Origin of the sequence: Sphingomonas oryzagri (assembly GCF_029906645.1) — a bacterium.
In the GTDB taxonomy this organism is placed as follows: Bacteria; Pseudomonadota; Alphaproteobacteria; order Sphingomonadales; family Sphingomonadaceae; genus Solisphingomonas; species Solisphingomonas oryzagri.
In genome coordinates this window covers 1,876,325-1,897,741 of the sequence record NZ_JARYGZ010000001.1, presented here as the reverse complement: position 1 = coordinate 1,897,741, position 21,417 = coordinate 1,876,325, and the positions used below count along the sequence as shown (strand labels likewise).

Annotated in this window: 13 protein-coding genes; 4 read left to right on the top strand and 9 right to left on the bottom strand. The window is 65.5% G+C overall.

The annotated features are described in order from the left end of the window. Positions 1–29 precede the first annotated feature (29 nt). The 3 genes from dxs to QGN17_RS09170 all read left to right on the top strand — a co-directional run bounded on the left by dxs (position 30) and on the right by QGN17_RS09170 (position 4,751). Positions 30–1,955 (top strand): 1-deoxy-D-xylulose-5-phosphate synthase, encoded by a 1,926-nt coding sequence (gene dxs, locus QGN17_RS09180; protein WP_281044174.1) that lies wholly within the window; start codon positions 30–32, stop codon positions 1,953–1,955. A 226-nt stretch (positions 1,956–2,181) separates the two neighbouring features. Continuing rightward, positions 2,182–3,513, top strand: a complete 1,332-nt coding sequence (locus QGN17_RS09175) for an Nramp family divalent metal transporter (RefSeq protein ID WP_281044173.1) — start codon at positions 2,182–2,184, stop codon at positions 3,511–3,513. Between the two features lie 26 nt (positions 3,514–3,539). Further along, positions 3,540–4,751 (top strand): glycosyltransferase family 4 protein, encoded by a 1,212-nt coding sequence (locus QGN17_RS09170; protein ID WP_281044172.1) that lies wholly within the window; start codon positions 3,540–3,542, stop codon positions 4,749–4,751. Between the two features lie 37 nt (positions 4,752–4,788). Here the strand turns inward: QGN17_RS09170 and QGN17_RS09165 are convergent, their stop codons facing one another. From QGN17_RS09165 to QGN17_RS09150, 4 genes are all read right to left on the bottom strand, one after another. Then, the gene (locus QGN17_RS09165; RefSeq protein ID WP_281044171.1) at positions 4,789–5,103 is read right to left on the bottom strand and encodes a hypothetical protein; all 315 of its coding nucleotides are present in this window, start codon (positions 5,101–5,103) and stop codon (positions 4,789–4,791) included. Positions 5,104–5,200: 97 nt separating this feature from the next. After that, positions 5,201–5,500 (bottom strand): DUF2218 domain-containing protein, encoded by a 300-nt coding sequence (locus tag QGN17_RS09160; RefSeq protein WP_281044170.1) that lies wholly within the window; start codon positions 5,498–5,500, stop codon positions 5,201–5,203. A 141-nt stretch (positions 5,501–5,641) separates the two neighbouring features. Next, positions 5,642–6,250: a PadR family transcriptional regulator gene (locus QGN17_RS09155; protein WP_281044169.1), complete on the bottom strand. Its 609-nt coding sequence runs from the start codon at positions 6,248–6,250 to the stop codon at positions 5,642–5,644. Positions 6,251–6,436: 186 nt separating this feature from the next. Next, positions 6,437–7,390 (bottom strand): SDR family NAD(P)-dependent oxidoreductase, encoded by a 954-nt coding sequence (locus QGN17_RS09150; RefSeq protein ID WP_281044168.1) that lies wholly within the window; start codon positions 7,388–7,390, stop codon positions 6,437–6,439. Positions 7,391–7,533: 143 nt separating this feature from the next. Here QGN17_RS09150 and QGN17_RS09145 point away from each other — a divergent pair, with 143 nt between their 5' ends. Continuing rightward, entirely contained in the window at positions 7,534–8,421 is an 888-nt protein-coding gene (locus tag QGN17_RS09145) for an AraC family transcriptional regulator (protein WP_281044167.1), read from the top strand. A gap of 677 nt (positions 8,422–9,098) precedes the next feature. Here QGN17_RS09145 and QGN17_RS09140 read toward each other — a convergent pair. The 5 genes from QGN17_RS09140 to rpoB form a co-directional block, all read right to left on the bottom strand. Then, positions 9,099–9,524: a hypothetical protein gene (locus tag QGN17_RS09140; RefSeq protein ID WP_281044166.1), complete on the bottom strand. Its 426-nt coding sequence runs from the start codon at positions 9,522–9,524 to the stop codon at positions 9,099–9,101. Between the two features lie 471 nt (positions 9,525–9,995). Continuing rightward, positions 9,996–11,384 (bottom strand): M20/M25/M40 family metallo-hydrolase, encoded by a 1,389-nt coding sequence (locus QGN17_RS09135; protein ID WP_281044165.1) that lies wholly within the window; start codon positions 11,382–11,384, stop codon positions 9,996–9,998. Positions 11,385–11,519: 135 nt separating this feature from the next. Next, positions 11,520–12,584 (bottom strand): acyltransferase family protein, encoded by a 1,065-nt coding sequence (locus tag QGN17_RS09130; protein ID WP_281044164.1) that lies wholly within the window; start codon positions 12,582–12,584, stop codon positions 11,520–11,522. Positions 12,585–12,849: 265 nt separating this feature from the next. Next, positions 12,850–17,124: a DNA-directed RNA polymerase subunit beta' gene (rpoC, locus tag QGN17_RS09125; protein WP_281044163.1), complete on the bottom strand. Its 4,275-nt coding sequence runs from the start codon at positions 17,122–17,124 to the stop codon at positions 12,850–12,852. Positions 17,125–17,206: 82 nt separating this feature from the next. After that, on the bottom strand, positions 17,207–21,364 hold the full coding sequence (rpoB, locus tag QGN17_RS09120) for a DNA-directed RNA polymerase subunit beta (RefSeq protein WP_281044162.1): 4,158 nt from the start codon (positions 21,362–21,364) through the stop codon (positions 17,207–17,209). Positions 21,365–21,417: the final 53 nt, after the last annotated feature.

Sequence of the window (21,417 nt, the reverse complement as noted above, 5' to 3'; positions counted from 1 at the left end):
CGTAAGCAGCGCGGTCCAAGGAGATTTCAGTGTCCGAACGCCCCGTTACCCCCCTTCTGGATACCGTCAGCATCCCCGCCGATCTGCGCAAGCTGAAGCCGGAACAGCTCCGCCAGCTTGCCGACGAATTGCGCGCGGAGATGATCTCGGCGGTCGGCGTGACCGGCGGCCATCTCGGCTCCGGCCTCGGCGTGGTCGAGCTGACCACCGCGATCCATTATGTGTTCAATACGCCCGACGACAAGCTGATCTGGGACGTGGGGCACCAATGCTATCCGCACAAGATCATCACCGGCCGGCGTGATCGCATCCGCACGCTGCGCCAGGGCGGCGGCCTCTCGGGTTTCACCCAGCGCGCCGAGAGCGAATATGATCCGTTCGGCGCGGCGCACTCGTCGACCTCGATCTCGGCGGCGCTGGGCTTCGCCGTGGCGAACAAGCTCGCGAACAAGCCGGGCAAGGCCATCGCCGTGATCGGCGACGGTTCGATGTCCGCCGGTATGGCCTATGAGGCAATGAACAACGCCGAGCAGGCGGGTAACCGTCTGGTCGTCATCCTCAACGACAACGACATGTCGATCGCGCCGCCGGTGGGCGGGCTTTCGGCCTATCTGGCGCGGATCGTGTCGTCGGCGCCGTTCCTCAATCTGCGCGACCTTGCCAAGAAGTTCGCCAACAAGCTGCCGCGTCCGCTCGCCGAGGCCGCGCGCAAGACCGACGAGTTCGCCCGTGGCATGACGATGGGCGGCACGCTCTTCGAGGAACTCGGCTTCTATTATGTCGGCCCGATCGACGGTCACAATCTCGATCACCTGATCCCGGTGCTGGAGAACGTCCGCGACGCGAAGGACGGCCCGGTACTGATCCACGTCGTCACCAAGAAAGGCCACGGCTATGCGCCGGCCGAGCAGGCGGCGGACAAGTATCACGGCGTCCAGAAGTTCGACGTCGTCACCGGCGAGCAGGCCAAGGCACCAGCCGGCCCGCCGAGCTACACCGGCGTGTTCGCCAAGGCGCTGACCGCCGAGGCGGAGCGCGATCCGACGATCGTGGCGATCACCGCGGCGATGCCGGGCGGCACCGGGCTCGACAAGTTCCAGCAGAAGTTTCCGCATCGCACCTTCGACGTCGGCATTGCCGAGCAGCATGCCGTCACCTTCGCGGCGGGTCTCGCTGCGCAGGGGATGCGGCCGTTCTGCGCGATCTATTCCACCTTCCTGCAGCGCGCCTACGATCAGGTGGTGCATGACGTCGCGATCCAGAACCTGCCGGTCCGCTTCGCGATTGATCGTGCTGGTCTCGTGGGTGCCGATGGCTCGACCCATGCGGGTTCGTTCGATGTGACCTATCTGGCGACATTGCCGAACATGGTGGTGATGGCGGCGGCCGACGAGGCCGAACTGGTCCACATGGTCCACACCGCCGCGACGTACGACGACGGCCCGATCGCGCTGCGCTACCCGCGCGGCAATGGCACCGGCGTGGCGCTGCCCGAGACCCCGCAGAAGCTGGAGATCGGCAAGGGCCGCATCGTGCGCGAGGGCAAGAAGGTCGCGATCCTGTCGCTCGGCACCCGGCTGGAGGAGGCGCTCAAGGCCGCGGACCGGCTCGATGCGCAGGGGCTGTCGGCGACCGTCGCCGATCTGCGCTTCGCCAAGCCGCTCGATCAGGCACTGATCCGCAAGCTGTGCGCCACGCACGAGGTGGTGGTGACGATCGAGGAGGGCGCCGTCGGCGGCCTCGGCGCGCACGTGCTGACGCTGGCCTCGGACGAGGGGCTGACCGATGCCGGCCTCAAGATCCGCACGCTGCGCCTGCCGGATGTCTTCCAGGCGCAGGACAAGCCCGAGAAACAGTACGCCGAGGCGGGCCTCGATGCGGACGGCATCGTCGACACGGTGCTAAAGGCGCTGCGTCACAATTCGGTGGGCGTCGTCGGCGGCGCGCGCGCGTAGGTCATCCTCCCCCGCCAGGGGGAGGTGGCACGCGAAGCGTGACGGAGGGGGCAGGCTGCGGAGTTCCAACGGCGGGCGACATCGCCGTCCTCCCCCTCCGACGCCCTGCGGGCGCCACCTTCCCCTGGCGGGGGAGGGGCCTTCGACAGAATAGCCGTAGACCCCCGATCATCGTGATCGAAGCCAGCCCCTTTGATCGCCACCGTCGCGCCGCTAGATCGGCTGGATGGCAAGCGTGCTGGGGCTGAAACTTCCTGAAACCGCGACTGCACCCTTCTGCCCATCCGAGGTGGAGGGGAGCATCGCGGTGCCGCGGGGCGCGCCGCTCGGCACACGCCTCGCGCGGTTCGTGGGGCCGGGGCTGCTGGTCGCGGTCGGCTATATGGATCCGGGCAATTGGGCAACCGACATCGCCGCCGGGTCGGGCTATGGCTTCGATCTGCTGTTCGTTGTCGTGGCAGCGAGCCTCGCCGCGATCCTGCTGCAATCGCTGGCGCTCAGGCTCGGCATGGCGTCCGGCCTCGATCTGGCGCAGGCCTGTCGCCGCCGCTACGGCCGGCTTCCCAATCTCGCGCTCTGGATGATGGCGGAGATCGCGATCCTCGCCACCGACGTCGCTGAGGTGCTGGGTGGGGCGCTGGCGATCAAGCTGCTGCTCGGCCTGCCTTTGTGGGCAGGCATCCTGCTCACCGCCTTCGACATGCTGCTGGTCGTGGGGCTGAAAGGACGCGGCTTCCGGCAGGTCGAGGCGATCGTCGGCGCGCTGGTCGCCACCATCGCGCTCTGCTTCCTGATCGAGCTGATCATCGTGCCGCCGGACGGCCACGCGCTCGCCGCCGGTCTCGTTCCCGATCTCGGCCGCCTTTCCCAGCCCGGTGCGCTGGCGGTGGCGATCGGTATCGTCGGCGCGACGGTGATGCCGCACAATCTCTATCTCCATTCGAGCATCGTGCAGACACGTCGGGTCGATGGCGGGCGCGATGGGCTGCGCAAGGCGATCCGCATCGCCAATCTCGATTCTGCCGTTTCGTTGCTGCTCGCCATGCTGGTGAACGCGGCGATCCTCACGCTTGCGGCCGGCGCCTTCCATGCCAACGGGCACCACGGCGTGACCGGGATCGACGAGGCCTATCGCCTGCTCTCGCCGATCACCGGCGCCAAGGCGGCCGCCCTGTTCTTCGGCATCGCGCTGTTCGCATCGGGCCAGAGCAGCACCTTCACCGGCACGATCGCGGGGCAGGTGGTGCTGGAAGGCTTCCTGAAGCTCAAGATCCCCTGCTGGCAGCGCCGCGTGATCACGCGCACCATCGCCATCATCCCCGCGCTGGCCGGCGTGCTGTGGTTCGGCGACGGCGGTGTCGGCCCGATGCTGGTGCTGAGCCAGATCCTGCTCTCGCTGCAACTGCCCTTCGCCATCTGGCCGTTGATCCGATCCGCGTCGGACAGGGGGATCATGGGCGAGCTGGCGGCGGGCGCTCCGGCGGTCGCCGGGGCATGGGCACTGTTCGCGATCATTTCAGCCGCGAACCTCTGGCTGATCGTCAGCCTCTTCACCTGAAGCCCCGCGCGGCCTATGAGCCGCCGATGGACGTGAAAGACCTTCGCGTTGCCCTGTTCTCCGGCAACTACAATTATGTGCGCGACGGCGCCAACCAGGCGCTCAACCGGCTGGTCGAATACCTGCTGCGGCAGGGCGCTGCCGTGCGGATCTATTCGCCCAAGGTGAAGCGACCGGCCTTCGATCATGTCGGCGATCTGGTCGGCGTGCCGGCGGTGCCGCTGCCTGGCCGCGCCGAATATCGCGCGCCGATCCTGCTCACCCCCGGCGTGAAGAAGGATCTGCACCGCTTCGGCCCCAACATGATGCACGTCGCCTCGCCGGAGGTGCTGGGTCATGCCGCCGTCCGGCACGCGCACAAGAACAAGCTGCCGGTCGTCGCGTCGGTCCACACCCGGTTCGAGACCTACCCGCGCTATTACGGCTTCGCCTTCATGGAGGGGCTGGTCGAGGCGGGCCTGCGCCGCTTCTACCGCCGCTGCGACGCGATCTTCGCGCCGTCCGAATCGATGGCGCAGCTGCTGCGCGAGCAGCGCATGAATTTCGATGTCGGCATCTGGTCGCGGGGCGTCGAGCGCGACATCTTCTCGCCCGAGCGGCGCGACATGGAATGGCGCCGCTCGCTCGGCATCGCCGATGACGAGGTGGCGGTCGGCTATATCGGCCGCCTCGTGATGGAGAAGGGGCTGGACGTGTTCGCCGACACGGTGGACCAGCTCGTCCGCCGCGGCGTAAAGCACCGCCTGCTGATCGTCGGCGATGGCCCGGCGCGCGACTGGTTCGAGAAGCGTCTGCCGGAAAACGCGGTGTTCGCGGGTTTCCAGGGCGGTCGCGATCTGGGGCGTGCCGCCGCCTCGATGGACCTGCTGTTCAATCCCTCGGTCACGGAGACCTTCGGCAACGTCACGCTGGAAGCGATGGCAGCCGGCGTGCCCGTCATCGCGGCGGACGCGACCGGCAGCCAGAGCCTCGTCGAACCGGGGTTGACCGGCGAACTGGTGCGGCCAGGCGCGATCCATTTCTTCGCGGACGCGCTTGGAAGTTACGTGCAGGACACCGCCAAGCGCGAAGCGGCGGGCCAGGCCGGCCGCGTCGCCAGCCGTGCCTATGAGTGGGACAAGGTCAACCAGGCGCTGGTCGACCAGTATCTACGCATTGGGCGCCAGCGCGAACGGGGCAGCTTCGGCACGCCCGGCCTCCAGCGCGTGCCGTGGCCGGGCAGCCGGCGGCCGCAATAGCTTGTGATCCTCCCCCTGGCGGGAGAGGGTGAACGTGTCAGCGATCGACCCGCGCCGTCACGCGGTGCATGAAGCTGTGATTGGGCGCCTGCCCGCGCTGGACGTCGTGGAAGATGCCGCCGCCCAGCTGGGGCAGCACCATCTCGATCGCCAGCACCTGCTCCAGCTGGCGCACGTCGATCCGCACCGACAGCCGGCCGTCGAACAGGAAGCTGATCGTCGCCTCTTTGGGAAGCGAATCCCGCAGCAATGTCAGCAGCTTGTTGAGCTCGTCCGAAACCACGGTCGAGCGCTTTTCCCCATGCAGCCGATCGACGCCATCGGGCAATTTGCCCTCACTTCGCGCGCTCATGCCGTCATTATCTCCCCGTTTCCTGGACACCGCGCGATAGTGCGGTGACCAGGCGGGGGGCGCAATGGCGTTCGTCGTCGGTTTGTCGCAATCCGGCTCAGGACCAGGGGAAGGGCAGCGGCGCCTCTCGGAAGGCGAAGCGATCGAGATGATCGGCCACCACCTGCTTCATCCGCTCCAGCGTCTCGGCGTCGGCCGCCTCGATCGTGGAGGTCAGGGCTTCCTCGCCGGCATCGAGCGTCGCAACGACACCGCTCGGGAAGCGGATGGTGGCGTGGAGCGGCGTGAACTCTACCTCCAGCTTGTGCGACCAGTGCTTGGCGAGCTGCTGCAAATAGCGGCTGGCATGGGCGGTGGGGGTGATGGCGGTGGTGCTGAGCATGGTCGTGTCATTCATGGATGCAGATTCCTCGTCCGCTAAGGGGCATGCCGCCCTCGCGCCGTTCGGGCGTCGGGCGGGGTTCGGATCTGGCCGGCCCGGACGGGGTGGTTCCGTCCAGACCGAGGCGGCGGCGCAGCAGCTCCAGCCGCGTCATCATCAGAGCCGCTCGATCTTGCCGGCGGCCTCGTCGATCAGGGCGACGGCCTCCTGAATGGTCTCGACGTCGGCATCGGCCAGCTTGTGAAGGATGACCGCCTTGAGATTGTGCATTGCGCGGCGGACGGAGGCGCTGTCGGTGCGCTCGCGCGCTTCGCCCATGCCGTCGAGCCGGGCCATCAGCTCGGCGATCTCCTCGGCCTTCTCGGTGAGGATCCGGTGGCCCTCGGCGGTGGCGGCGAACACCTTGCGGTTGCCGTCCGATGCCTGCTCCTCGATCTGGCCCATGTCGCCCAGCATGGTGAGCGAGGGATAGACCACGCCGGGGCTGGGGGCATAGACGCCGCCGGTTCGCTCCTCGATCGCGCGGATCAGGTCGTAGCCGTGGCGCGGCATGTCGCCGATCAGGCGGAGCAGAACGAGTCGCAACTCGCCCCCATCGAACAGCCGGCGACGCCCGCCGCCACGGCCTTCGCGGCCTTCCGCGAAGTGCGCCATGAAATGCTCGAAACCGCGCCCACGGCCGAAGCCGCCGCGCATGGCGTGCCATTCCTCATGGCTGTGATGGTGACCGTGGCGGCCACCGCGATGGTGAAAACCAAAACGCATGATGTGACTATCTCCTATCTGAGTCGTTCTTAGATATATCTTAGATACGAAAAGATGCAAGAGGCCACATCGGCGTTGGCGATGCACCATGAACGCAGAAAGGGCGGAAGGCGTTGCGATCGTCTCGCCGCGCCTTCCGCCCTCGCTATCTCCGCCTCATCCAAGGCGGCGTAATCCGGCGATCGCTCAGAAGCGCTCGCCGACCAGTTCCTCGCTCTTCGCCCAGAGCGCCTTGGCGTTGTCCGGATCGACCGCATAGGCTTGCACGCCCTCGCGGATGCCTTCGCCCTCGCTCAGCTCGGCGACGTGGCAATCCTCGCAATAGCGGCCGCCCACCTCATCCTTGTCGGCGACGAAGCCGGCCCAGACCGAGGTCGCCGCACCCTGCGGAATGGTCTTCCACGAGAAGCTCTGGCCCGATTCGTTGATCTGGTCGATCAGCGCCTGCAATTCGGCCTCGCTCATGTGGCGGCCCAGTTCAGTCTGGATGCCGCCAGGGTGGAGCGCGGTGGCGCGCACGCCGCGTGTCCGGTGCCGCCGGTCGAACTCGACGGCGAACAGGATGTTGGCCGTCTTGGAGCGGCCATAAGCGCCGAACGGCGTATATTCGGTCGTCTCGAAATTCGGGTCGTCGAGATTGACGTCCGAATAGCGATGGCCCGCCGACGACAGGTTCACCAGCCGGCCGCCATCCTTGATCAGCTTAGCGATGCGGTTGATCAGCACGAAATGGCCGAGATGGTTGGTGCCGAACTGCATCTCGAAACCGTCGGCGGTCTCGCGCTTCTCGGGCACCGCCATCACGCCGGCGTTTGCGATGATCACATCGAACTGCTCGCCCTTGGCGTTGAGTGCGTCGGCGCAGGCGCGCACGCTGGCGAGCGAGCCGAGGTCACATTCCACGAAGTCGAGCTTGCCGGGGCCGTCGATCGCGGCGGTGGCGCGGCGCGCCTTGTCGAGATCGCGCGCGGCGCCGACGACATGCGCGCCGTGCGCGACCAGCACGCGCGCCGTCTCGACACCGAGACCGGCCGAAACGCCGGTGACGAGTACGCGCTTGCCGGTGAGATCGATGCTGTCGAGCACCTCGTCGGTGGTCGACGTCGCGCCGAAGCGAACAGGAGCGAGGGTATCGGTCATGAACAGGCCTCCTTTTGCCTGCCGCGAAGGTAGGGGCGAGGCGACGGGGTGAAGCGTCCGATGCTGCCCGATCCTTGCCCGATCCTGCCAAACGCGACGGCGGGGGCCTTGCCATCGACGGGCCGTGCGCCGATCTTCCCACAATGGAGACGATGATCGAGGAGATGCGCGGCCTCGTCGCGCGCCATGCGGATCGCGCGACGCCCGCGCGTCTGCCGCTGGTGGTCCATCAGTCCACCGCGCCGACGCCGCCCACGCACGGGCTGTATCAGCCGATGCTCTGCTTCGTCCTGCAGGGTTCCAAGCGGGTGATCATCGGCGAGCGCGTGATCCAATATCATGCCGGCGAATTCCTCGTCGCGTCGGTCGATCTGCCGGTGATCGGGCAGGTGATGCAGGCCTGCCCCGAACAGCCCTATCGCGTCATCGCGATGGCGCTCGATCCGGCGGCGATCGCGGGTCTGCTGATCGACCTGCCGCACGGCACCGAGGGGGCGACCGAGGCGGGCGTGAGCCTCAGCACGATGACGCCCGAGCTGATCGATCCGCTGCTGCGGCTGACCCGCCTGCTCGACACGCCTGCCGACATCCCGGTGATGGCGCCGATGCTGGAGCGCGAGATCCTCTATCGCGTGCTGTGCGGGCCGCAGGGGCCGATCCTGCGCCAGATCGCGCGATCGGACAGCCGCCTGTCGCGCGTGCGGCGCGCAATCGACTGGATCCGTCAGAATTACACGGCGCCGCTGCGCGTCGATCACCTCGCGGAGCTGTCGCGAATGAGCGTCTCGTCCTTCCACCGCCATTTCAAGGCGGTGACGGCGATGAGCCCGCTTGCCTATCACAAGCAGATCCGCCTGCAGGAAGCCCGCCACCGGCTGATCACCACGCCCGCCGACGCCGCGCGCGTCGCCTATGCGGTGGGCTATGAGAGCGCGTCCCAGTTCAGCCGCGAATATGCCCGGTTGTTCGGCCTGCCGCCGATGCGCGACGTGGCAAGGCTGCGCACCGGCGGGGCGCTGGAGGAGGCGTAAGGGGGACGGTCCGCCATCGCGCGGTGCGGAGCGCTGTGGCGATCCACTGCGACGGGTAGATTGCTTCGCTCCGCTCGCAATGACGGGAAATGGTGGTTAGCGGAAGAGCAGCTAACGATGCCTTCTTCTTGAAGGTCACAGTCAAACCATTGCAGGGAGCGTTGTGAAAGGGCGCAGAGCCAGTGTTCCAAAAAAGCTGATCGTCCGAGTGCGTTACTACAATCGAATCGTTGGCGGTCCAAGCAACGAGGGCCATGGCATCCCGATAATGTGACGCTGCTGCACAGCCGGCGAGATACCAGTTCGGCATCCACCGAGGTCTAACCATCACGACAATCGAAGGCACGCTACCCACGACTATCCGCTCAACTTGTGCGACTTTCTTCCCGTCGGGCGACGGCGTTCTCGATATTACCATTCGTTCCGAATCGAGAAAAACCGCTGGACCCATCCCCCAGAACGGGAGCGTCGCTAGGGGACACAGAAGGGCAATCACAGAAACCAAGATCAGCTTTGTTTGGCGCCTCATCATCTACTGATGTCAGGCGTTCGGGACAACCGCAACTGGGGCGGCAACGGCCCGGCGGATTTGCCGTCCGAGACCGGCCGGGCGGCTATGTGGCAGTTCGAGGTGCCCACGATGGGCGCGATCGGCACGGGCTGGTGGATAGCGGTCATTAAAAGATCGCGACGTCCCCTCCACCCATCGCGACGACAGACATGCCTCCGCGCTCCGGCGGTAGGCTGATGTGCCATCCTTCATATCCGCAAGAGTTGTTGAAGGCATCGAGTCGTAAATCGTTGCCAAAGTGGACCGTTAGGTCCGCCGTCTGGCTATCTACAGATGCGCCGGTGATAAAGCGTGATCCGATGAGGTCGTTCGCCTTGGCCTCGCCATCTACGGGCGCTGGAAGGCCAAACTTGTGGCCGTCATCCTCGTTTGCGAATGCAATCCGGCCGTCCGCAACGATCCGCCATGGGATCGGAAGGGCAATGCCCCCACCGCCGACCAAGTTGACCACCCAGCCAGTCTCTCGGCGACCGATCTCGCACTGACGTCCAACGAGGTGCCCCTCAAGACGAGAAAGCCAATCACCAGTCATGGGTCGAAGGTTGGCACCTGCCACGGATGTCCGCAAGTGGGGCGTTAGCCGCCATCCTCAATCCTCCCCGCAAGTGGGAGGATCTGGAGAAGGCACACGTCCCCCGTAGAATCAGGACAGGGGGAAGGTCACGGCCGGCGCGTCCTTTGCCAATGGCACCCGGTTGCTGGACGGCTTGGGGTAAGCAAGTGCGGATCGTAACCGGAGCCGCGTCCAGACTTTGAGTTCGGGACCAGAAGCCCCTGCCCACGGTTGGCCTGGCAGGGTGTCACGACAGTCCCGGGGTTACAGTTTTTTCAGCGAAGCTTCGGCTTTTAACCGGATGACTCCGCGCCGGCCGTCCGGGCCTCGGCGCTGACGCGTCGCGGCTCGGTTCCGTCCTTCGCTCCCGTGCGCTTCGGGTTTGAAGAACGCGGCGACTTATAACCTAAATGGTTCAATATGTCAAGGCAAACCTCACTGCGTGCGCCGTCAGCTCGACAGGGCCGGGATCAGCGAGAGATAGTAGGTGATCGCCGGCGGGATGTTGGCGATCGGCGTGCGCTCGTTCAGGCCGTGGCTGAAATCCTCCGATTCCTTGATGAACACCGGGCTGGCGCCGTAGCTCGGCACGCCGACATGACGGAACCACATGCTGTCGCTGGCGCCCGAGGACTGGCTGGGGAACACGGGCACGCCCGGATAGACCTTGTGGATCGAGGTCTCGACCGCTTTCACGAAATCCGGCCGCAGCGGCGAGGGCGGGGTGGCGACCGAACCCTCGGTCACGTCCTTGAACTGGATCGCCGGCTCGGCGGCGACGCGCTGCAACTCGGCCATGATCTCGGGGAAGGGGTGGCCGGGGAAGATGCGGCAGTTGATGTTGGCGGTGGCGCGCTGGGGCAGGGCGTTCTGCGCGTGGCCGCCGTCGATCATCGTCGCGACGCAGGTGGTGCCGATGCGGCCGACCGTCGCCGGATTGGCGGTGAGCGTCGCGATCGCGGCCTTGTCCTCCGGATTGGCGACAAAGGCACGCATCGCAGCACCCGTCTGCGCATCCTCATATTTGGATTCCTGCATCAGCGATAGGCGGGTCAGGTCGTTCAGCTCGGGCTTGAAATGATATTGGCCGATGCGGACGAGGCCGGCGGCGAGCTGGTCGATGGCGTTTTCGGGCCGCGGTTCGGACGAGTGGCCGCCCGGATTGGTGACGGTCAGCTGGAAATCGGCATAGGCCTTCTCGGCGCCGGACCAGGTGAAATATTCGGGCTTGCCACTCGTCTCGTCATAGGCGCCGCCGCCGCCGTCGATGTTGAGCACCAGTTCGGCGTTGGAGAGCTTCTGCGCGATGATCGCGCTGGTCTTCATCACCGTCTCCTCGTCGCCGGAAAATTCGATGACGATGGTGCGCTTCGGCTTGTAGCCCTCCCGCTTCAGTTCGATCAGCGAGGCGATGGCAAGCGTGCCGTCGAGCTTCATGTCGGTGGCGCCGCGCCCGAACAGATAGCCATTCTCGACGATCGGCGTGAAGGGATCGCGCGTCCAGTCCTTCGGATCGGCCTCCACCACATCCATGTGGCCGGAGATGACCAGCGGTTTCAGCGACGGATCGCTGCCCGGCCAGGTGGCGATCAGATAGGCGGTGTCGTCCACCGGGGTGATGGTGACGTCGCTGTCCTTGAAGCCGCCGGCGACCAGCGCCGCCTTGTAGAGTGCTGCGACCTCCGGCGTCTTGTTGCCCGGCCCGCGCACGGACCGCAGCGCGATCGCCTGCTTGGCGAGTTCGAGCGCCTGGCTTTCCGCCTGCGGATGGGCGGGGAGGGCGGGGGCCGCGCTCGCCAGAAGGGTTGCGAACAGGCTGGCGATGATGGCGTTGCGCATGGTGCCCCGACTCCGTCTTGATAACTCCCGAGGGGGGATGATGGCGGGGGTTGTACGGTCGTGCAATAGAGACGAGGAGCGAAGGGGAGCCGGTAAACACGATCGGACCATCGGGCGGGCATCGCCTGATGGATGCTAGATCAGCGCGCTCGATCTTCCTGCTGGCCGTCCGTCGCGATCCATCATACGACCCAGCGCCTGACGCACGGCCAGATCCGACGATGCGACAATTCTCGATAGGAACAGCATCGCCACGACATATCCCAGCGCGACCGGCACGGCGAAGACGCCGAGGTGCAGGCGCTTGGCGACCCCCTGGATCAGCAGGATCGTGGGGCCGTGCAGGGCGTAGAGCGGATAGGAGGCATCGCCCAGGAACCGGAAGAGACCGCCGGTCCGGAAATCGCTCCCTCTGAAACCGCTCGCGACGAGCAGCGGCGATCCGAAAAGCAGGAACAGGATATCCGAGGCCCGTGTCTCCGGAAGTACGAGTACGGCGCCGAGCGCGGCAAGCAGCATCCAGGGCGGGATCCGACCGAGGATGATCGGAATTCGCTTCCTGTACCGCCACATCAGCACACCGGCCGGGAACGAGAATAGTACGCGGGCCAATCCCAGGGGCAGTGTCGCCCATGACCAGCCGAAATTCACGGTCCCGAGCACCATGACGGCCGTTACCACCATGCAGCCGGCCGATACGCTGAGCAGGGCCAGACGGCGGTTCGTCAGGTGGCGGTGGAGCAATGCGAACAGCAGGTTGATCAGGATTTCGAAGGATAGCGACCATGCCGGGCCATCGAGCGGAAAGGTGAAGGCATCGCGATTGAAAGGTGACGGAAGCCAGACCATCTCGACCAGGAAGGACAGCAGGGTATCCTTCTGGTCCAACCTGCTGAAGCCCGTCGCGATCAGCACCTCCTGGACCGCAAGCGAGAGACAAAGCCCCGCCAGGAAAAGAGGATACATGCGCAAGAGGCGCTTCCGGCTGAAACTGATCATGTCCAGATTCTTGTCGAGCCGATCATCGTAGGCGCCGGCGACGACGAAACCGCTCAACAGGAAGAAAAAATCCACGGCGAGCGGACCCGCAGAATCATATCCGACGACGAAGTGAAGATGGAACCACACCACCCCCAGCGCGGCGACGCCGCGCATGGCGTCCAGCGTTAGATGATGCTGACGCGCGTGCACCTCATCCATGCCAAGCGCCCCCGCTCGCTCGTTTCTAACCTGGATTAGCGCTGCTCGCGGCGTCGCATAATCATGCTTAAGGCAAGGCGCGTGATATTCGGGGGTAGACGAGGTCGACGAACGGCCATTCGGCGATAGCCACCGGACCTCGCCGAAGCGCATCTGGAATGGATATCGGCGTCTGCGACGATATGGGCGCCAAAACAAAACCCCTCCCGAGATCGCTCTCGGAAGGGGCTTTGTCGGTTCAGCGGGGCGCCGAACGGCCGAGCGATCAGCTGTTCAGGTAATCGCCCGCATCCTCATCGGTGCCGTGGCCGGACATGGCCACTTCACCCAGCGGATCGTCGCCGGTGCCGGCGCTTTCGCGCGCCGAGCGCTTCAGCTCCGCATCATGCTCCTCGGCGGCCGACGACGGGGCGGCGATCGCCACCTCGAACGCCTTCTGCTGGGCACGCAGCGCCGCGTCGCGCGAGGAGGCCGCCACGCGCATGCGGTTCATGCCCGCGCCGGTGCCCGCCGGGATGAGGCGGCCGACGATGACGTTTTCCTTGAGGCCGTTCAGGTTGTCGATCTTGCCCTGCACCGAAGCCTCGGTGAGCACGCGGGTCGTCTCCTGAAACGAAGCGGCCGAGATGAAGCTGCGGGTCTGCAGCGACGCCTTGGTGATGCCGAGCAGGATCGGCTTGCCCTCGGCGGGCTGGCGACCTTCCTCGATCATCTTCTTGTTGACCGCTTCCATGTCCTCCTTCTCGACCTGCTCGCCGGCCAGGAAGGTGGTGTCGCCCGCATTGGTGATCTCGACCTTGAGCAGCATCTGACGAACGATCGTCTCGATATGCTTGTCGTTGATCTTCACGCCCTGCAGTCGATACACTTCCTGGATTTCCGACACGAGATAGGCCGCGAGCGGCTCGATGCCGAGCACTTCGAGGATGTCGTGCGGATCGGGCGAGCCGCCGATCAGGTTATCACCACGACGAACGTGATCGCCCTCCTGCACGTCGATGACCTTCGACTTCGGCACGAGATACTCGACCGGCTCCGAACCATCATCCGGGCGGATGATGATCTTGCGCTTGGCCTTGTAGTCCTTGCCGAATTCGACGCGACCGGAGATCTTCGCGATGATCGCGTTCTCCTTCGGCTTGCGCGCCTCGAACAGCTCGGCGACGCGCGGCAGACCGCCGGTGATGTCGCGGGTCTTGGCGGCTTCGCGCGACACACGGGCGAGAACCTCACCCGCCTGCACCTGCTGGCCGTCCTCGACCGAGAGCATCGCACCCGGCGCCAGCATGTAGCGCGCGGCCTCGCCCGAATTGTCGTCGAGCAGGGTCAGACGCGGACGGAGATCCTCCTTCCGCGAGGTGGCGCGATATTCGATCACCACCTTCTGCGCGATACCGGTCGCTTCGTCGGTCTGCTCGGTGAGCGTCTGGTTCTCGACGAGATCCTGATACTTCACCGTGCCGCCCTTTTCGGTGATCACCGGCATCATGAACGGATCCCACTCCGCCAGGCGATCGCCCTTCGAGACGATGTGGCCACCGTCATAGAGCAGGTGCGCGCCGTACGGGATGCGGTGCGTCGAAAGCTCGCGGCCGTCCATGTCGACGATCGCCAGCTCGGCCGAGCGCGACATCGCGATGCGGCGGCCACGCGGGTCGACGATCACGGGCATGTCGCGATACTCGATCTTGCCGTCGGTCGGCGCTTCGAGGTTCGAGGTTTCGTTGAGCTGCGCAGCACCACCGATGTGGAAGGTCCGCATCGTCAGCTGGGTGCCCGGCTCGCCGATCGACTGGGCGGCGATGACGCCCACCGCCTCGCCGATGTTCACCGGCGTACCGCGGGCGAGATCACGCCCGTAGCAGGTGGCGCAGACGCCGCCGATCGATTCGCAGACCAGCGGCGAGCGGATCTGCACGGCCTGCGGAGCGACCGCCTCGATCTTCGCGATCATCGGCTCGTCGAGCAGCGTGCCCTCCGGGATGACGATCTCGTTGGTCTTCGGATCGACGATGTCCTCGGCCGTGGTGCGACCCAGGATACGCTCGCCGAGCGAGGCGATGGTGGCGCCGCCCTGGACGATCGCCTTCATCTCCAGCGACCGCTCGGTGCCGCAATCGATCTCGACGATCACGCAATCCTGCGACACGTCGACGAGGCGGCGGGTCAGGTAGCCCGAGTTCGCCGTCTTGAGCGCGGTGTCGGCTAGACCCTTGCGGGCGCCGTGGGTCGAGTTGAAGTACTCAAGGACGGTCAGGCCTTCCTTGAAGTTCGAGATGATCGGCGTCTCGATGATCTCGCCCGACGGCTTGGCCATGAGGCCGCGCATACCGGCGAGCTGCTTGATCTGCGCCGCCGAACCACGGGCACCGGAGTGGGCCATCATGTAGATGGCGTTCATCGGCTTCTCGCGACCCTCGTCGGTCTTCTTGACCGCCTGGATCTCCTTCATCATCTCGGCCGCCACGCGATCACCGCAGCGCGACCAGGCGTCGATCACCTTGTTGTACTTTTCCTGCTGGGTGATCAGGCCGTCCTGATACTGCTGCTCGTAATCCTTCACCAGCAGCTTGGTCTCGTCGACCAGCGGATCCTTGGCGGCGGGGATGACCATGTCGTCCTTGCCGAAGGAGATGCCGGCCTGGAACGCGTGGCGGAAGCCCAGCGCCATGATGGCGTCGGCGAACAGCACCGTGTCCTTCTGGCCGGTGTGGCGATAGACCTCGTCGATGACGTCGCCGATGTCCTTCTTGGTCAGCACGCGGTTGACCGTCTCGAAGGGCACCTTGTGGCTCTTCGGCAGGCACTCGCCGATCAGCATGCGGCCCGGCGTCGTCTCGTAGCGCTTGAGGTACTGGTTGCCGTCCTCGTCCGTCTGCGGGATGCGCGAGACGATCTTGGTGTGCAGCGTCACCGCCTTGTTGAACAGCGCCTGGTGGACCTCGGTCATGTCGGCCAGCACCGTGCCTTCACCCGGCTCGTTCTCCTTCTGGAGCGAGAGGTAATAGAGGCCCAGCACCATGTCCTGAGACGGCACGATGATCGGCTTGCCGTTCGCGGGCGACAGGATGTTGTTGGTCGACATCATCAGCACGCGCGCTTCCAGCTGCGCTTCCAGTGACAGCGGAACGTGCACGGCCATCTGGTCGCCGTCGAAGTCGGCGTTGAAGGCCGAGCAGACCAGCGGGTGCAGCTGGATCGCCTTGCCCTCGATCAGCACCGGCTCGAACGCCTGGATGCCAAGGCGGTGGAGTGTCGGCGCGCGGTTCAGCAGCACCGGATGCTCGCGGATCACCTCGTCCAGGATGTCCCAGACTTCCTTGCGCTCCTTCTCGACCCACTTCTTGGCCTGCTTGAGCGTCATGCTCAGGCCCTTGGCGTCGAGGCGGGCGTAGATGAACGGCTTGAACAGCTCGAGCGCCATCTTCTTCGGCAGGCCGCACTGGTGCAGCTTCAGCTCCGGACCGGTCACGATCACCGAGCGGCCCGAATAATCGACGCGCTTGCCGAGCAGGTTCTGACGGAAGCGGCCCTGCTTGCCCTTGAGCATGTCGGACAGCGACTTCAGCGGACGCTTGTTGGCGCCGGTGATGGTGCGACCGCGACGGCCGTTGTCGAACAGCGCGTCAACCGCCTCCTGCAGCATGCGCTTTTCGTTGCGGACGATGATGTCCGGCGCGCGCAGCTCCATCAGGCGCTTGAGGCGGTTGTTGCGGTTGATCACGCGGCGATACAGATCGTTGAGATCCGACGTCGCGAAGCGGCCGCCGTCGAGCGGCACGAGCGGGCGCAGTTCCGGCGGGATGACCGGCACGACGTCGAGGATCATCCACTCCGGACGGTTGCCGGATTCCAGGAAGCTCTCGACGACCTTCAGGCGCTTGATGATCTTCTTGGGCTTCAGCTCGGACTTGGTGACCGCCAGCTCTTCGATCAGCGCGGTCTTCTCGCCCTCGAGGTCGAGGTCGATCAGCATCTGCTTCACGGCCTCGGCGCCGATGCCGGCCGAGAAGGCGTCCTCGCCATATTCGTCCTGCGCGGTCAGCAGCTCATCCTCGGTGAGGAGCTGATACTTTTCGAGCGGGGTCAGGCCCGGCTCGATCACCACATAGGCCTCGAAATAGAGGATACGCTCCAGCTGCTTGAGCTGCATGTCGAGCAGCAGGCCAATGCGCGAGGGCAGGCTCTTCAGGAACCAGATGTGCGCGACCGGGGCGGCCAGCTCGATATGGCCCATCCGCTCGCGGCGGACCTTCGAGACGGTGACCTCGACGCCGCACTTCTCGCAGACGATGCCCTTGTACTTCATCCGCTTGTACTTGCCGCACAGGCACTCGTAATCCTTGATCGGACCGAAGATGCGCGCGCAAAACAGGCCGTCACGCTCGGGCTTGAACGTGCGGTAGTTGATCGTCTCCGGCTTCTTGATCTCGCCGAACGACCAGGAGCGGATGCGCTCGGGCGAGGCGATGCCGATCTTGATCTGATCGAACGTCTCCGGCTTCGCGAGCGGATTGGCGAAATTGGTCATCTCGTTCATAATTCAGTCCCTCTAGGGGTCAAACTCAGGGCGGGGAGGGAAGGCGAGCAACGGTTTCCTAAACCGCTGCTCGCAGGTCCCGTTACTCCGCCGCCTCGGCCAGATCGTCGTCCTTGTCCTCGTCGTTGAGGAGTTCGACGTTGAGGCCCAGCGAGCGCATTTCCTTGACGAGCACGTTGAAGCTCTCGGGGATGCCGGCCTCGAACGTGTCGTCGCCCTTGACGATCGCCTCGTAGACCTTGGTGCGGCCGACCACGTCGTCGGACTTCACCGTCAGCATCTCCTGCAGCGTGTAGGCGGCGCCATAGGCCTGGAGCGCCCACACCTCCATCTCGCCGAAGCGCTGGCCGCCGAACTGCGCCTTGCCGCCCAGCGGCTGCTGGGTGACGAGCGAGTAAGGCCCGATCGAGCGCGCGTGGATCTTGTCGTCGACCAGGTGGTGCAGCTTCAGCATATAGATGTAGCCCACCGTCACCTTGCGATCGAAGGCGTCGCCGGTGCGGCCATCATACAGCGTCGACTGGCCGGAGGTGTCGTAGCCCGCCTTGGTGAGCATCGCCGACACGTCCGCCTCGCGGGCGCCGTCGAACACCGGCGTCGCCATCGGCACGCCGTTCTTCAGCAGGCCCGCCATCTCGACGATCTCGTCGGCCGAACGGCTCTCGATATCGGCGTGATACTGCTCGCCATAGACGTCCTTCAGGCGATCGACGACGGCCGACGGCGGGGTCGCCGCCTGCGCATCGGGGTTCGCCTCGCGCCATGCTTCCAGAGCCTCGGTGATCTGCTTGCCCAGGCCGCGCGAAGCCCAGCCCAGGTGCGTCTCGAAGATCTGCCCGACGTTCATGCGCGACGGCACGCCCAGCGGGTTCAGCACGATGTCGACGTGGGTGCCGTCCTCCAGGAACGGCATGTCCTCGTTCGGCAGGATGCGCGAGATGACGCCCTTGTTGCCGTGACGGCCGGCCATCTTGTCGCCCGGCTGCAGCTTGCGCTTCACCGCGACGAAGACCTTGACCATCTTGAGCACGCCCGGCGGCAGCTCGTCGCCGCGCTGCAGCTTCTCGACGCGATCCTCGTAGCGCTTCTGGAGCACGCCGACGGCATCGTCATACTGCGCCTTCACGGCCTCGAGATCGGCCTGCACCTTGTCGTCGGCGACGGCGAACTTCCACCATTCGCGCTTCTCGACCTCGTGCAGCGTCTCGGTCGTGATCTCGCCGCCCTTCTTGATGCCCTTCGGCGCCGACACGATGGTCTGGCCGGTGAGCATCGGCTGGAGGCGGCTGAACGTGGCGCGGTTCAGAATGGCGCGCTCGTCCTCGCGATCCTTGGCGAGACGGTCGATCTCCTCGCGTTCGATCGCCAGCGCGCGCTCGTCCTTGTCGACGCCGTGGCGGTTGAACACGCGCACGTCGACGACGGTGCCCGAGACGCCCGGCGGCAGGCGGAGCGAGGTGTCGCGCACGTCGCTGGCCTTCTCGCCGAAGATCGCGCGGAGGAGCTTTTCCTCCGGCGTCATCGGCGATTCACCCTTGGGCGTGATCTTGCCGGCGAGGATGTCGCCCGGCTCGATCTCGGCACCGATATAGACGATGCCCGCCTCGTCGAGGTTGCGAAGCGCCTCCTCGCCGACGTTCGGGATGTCGCGGGTGATGTCTTCCGGCCCGAGCTTGGTGTCGCGGGCCATGACCTCGAACTCCTCGATGTGGATCGAGGTGAAGACGTCGTCCTTCACGATCCGCTCGGAGATGAGGATCGAGTCCTCATAGTTGTAGCCGTTCCACGGCATGAACGCGACGAGGACGTTGCGGCCGAGCGCGAGCTCGCCGAACTCGGTGGAGGGGCCGTCGGCGATGATGTCGCCCTTGCGCACCTGATCGCCCACCTTCACCAGCGGGCGCTGGTTGATGCAGGTCGACTGGTTGGAGCGCTGGAACTTCATCAGCGTGTAGATGTCGACGCCCGACTTGCCCGGCTCCACCTCGTCGGTGGCGCGGATCACGATGCGGCCGGCGTCGACCTGGTCGACGATGCCGGTGCGCTTTGCGCCGATCGCGGCGCCCGAGTCACGGGCGACGGTCTCTTCCATGCCGGTGCCGACGAACGGCGCCTCGGCACGGACGAGCGGCACCGCCTGGCGCTGCATGTTCGAGCCCATCAGCGCGCGGTTGGCGTCGTCGTTTTCCAGGAACGGAATGAGCGATGCGGCGACCGAGACGAGCTGCTTCGGGCTGACGTCCATCAGCGTGATCTGGTCGCGCGGCGCCATCAGGAACTCGCCGGCCTCGCGGGCCGAGATGAGATCCTCGACGAAGGTGCCGTCGCCATTCACTTCCGCGTTCGCCTGCGCGATCGTGTGCTTGGCCTCCTCCATGGCGGAGAGGTACACGACCTCGTTGGTGACCTTGTTGTCGATCACCTTGCGGTACGGCGTCTCGATGAAGCCGTACTTGTTGACGCGCGAGAAGCTCGCCAGCGAGTTGATCAGGCCGATGTTCGGGCCTTCCGGCGTCTCGATCGGGCAGATGCGGCCATAATGCGTCGGGTGGACGTCGCGAACCTCGAAGCCCGCGCGCTCGCGGGTGAGGCCGCCCGGCCCGAGCGCCGAAACGCGACGCTTGTGCGTCACTTCGGAGAGCGGGTTGGTCTGGTCCATGAACTGCGACAGCTGCGACGAGCCGAAGAATTCGCGCACGGCGGCGACCGCCGGCTTGGCGTTGATCAGATCGTTCGGCATGACCGTCGATACGTCGACCGACGACATGCGCTCCTTCACGGCGCGCTCCATGCGGAGCAGGCCGACGCGATACTGGTTCTCCAGCAGCTCGCCGACCGAGCGGACACGACGATTGCCGAGATTGTCGATGTCGTCGATCTCGCCCTTGCCGTCCTTGAGGTTCACGAGCGTCTTGACGACCTCGAGAATGTCCTCGGTGCGGAGCGTCGTCACGGTGTCCTCGACATCGAGGTCGAGGCGCATGTTGAGCTTCACGCGGCCCACGGCCGAGAGATCGTAGCGCTCGGGATCGAAGAACAGGCCGGCGAACAGCGCCTCGGCGGTCTCCTTCGTCGGCGGCTCGCCGGGGCGCATGACGCGATAGATCTCGCTGAGCGCATGATCGCGCTCCTCGACCTTGTCGGCCTTCAGCGTGTTGCGGATCCAGGCGCCGGTCGAGACATGGTCGATGTCGAGCAGCACCAGCTCTTCGAGGCCGGTGGCGTCGAGCTTCGCCAGATTCTCTTCCGTAACCTCGTCGCCGGCCTCGATGTAGATCTCGCCGGTCGCCTCGTTGATGAGGTCATAGGCCGAATAGCGGCCGAAGATCTCGTCGGTCGGGATGAGCAGCGTCTCGAGGCCGTCCTTGCCGGCCTTGTTGGCGGCGCGGGGGCTGATCTTGGTGCCGGCCGGGAACACGACCTCGCCGGTCTTGGCGTCGATCACGTCGTACGTCGGCTTCTGGCCGCGCCAGTTCTCCGGCAGGAAGGGCACCTTCCAGCCGCCTTCGCCGCGCACATAGGTCGCGGTCTTGTAGAAGGTGTTGAGGATTTCCTCGCCGTTCAGGCCCAACGCATAGAGCAGCGTCGTCACCGGCAGCTTGCGCTTGCGGTCGATACGGACGTTGACGATGTCCTTGGCGTCGAACTCGAAATCGAGCCACGAGCCACGATACGGAATCACGCGGGCGGCGAAGAGATACTTGCCCGACGCATGGGTCTTGCCGCGATCGTGATCGAACAGCACGCCCGGCGAACGGTGCATCTGCGAGACGATGACGCGCTCGGTGCCGTTGATGAAGAAGGTGCCGTTCCACGTCATGAGCGGCATGTCGCCCATGTAGACGTCCTGCTCCTTGATATCGAGGACCGAGCGGGTCTCCGTGTCCGGATCCACCTCGAACACGATCAGGCGCAGCGTGACGCGCATCGGCGCGGCGTAGGTGATGCCGCGCTGGCGGCACTCTTCCACGTCATACTTCGGCTCTTCGAGCTCGTAGTTGACGAAATCCAGCTCGGCGGTGCCGGCGAAATCGCGGATCGGGAACACGCTGCGCAGCGTCTTCTCCAGGCCCGAGACGTAGCCGATCGAGGGATCGGAGCGCAGGAACTGCTCGTAGCTCTCGCGCTGAACCTCGATCAGGTTCGGCATCTGGATGACTTCGTGGATGTCGCCGAACACCTTGCGGATCCGCTTCTTCGCGGTGCCGATCATCGCCGGGGGGATGGGCTGGGTGGCCATGCCTGGTCTCGTCCTCGCTATTAATCTCGTCGCGGGGGCGCCTCGCAGCACCC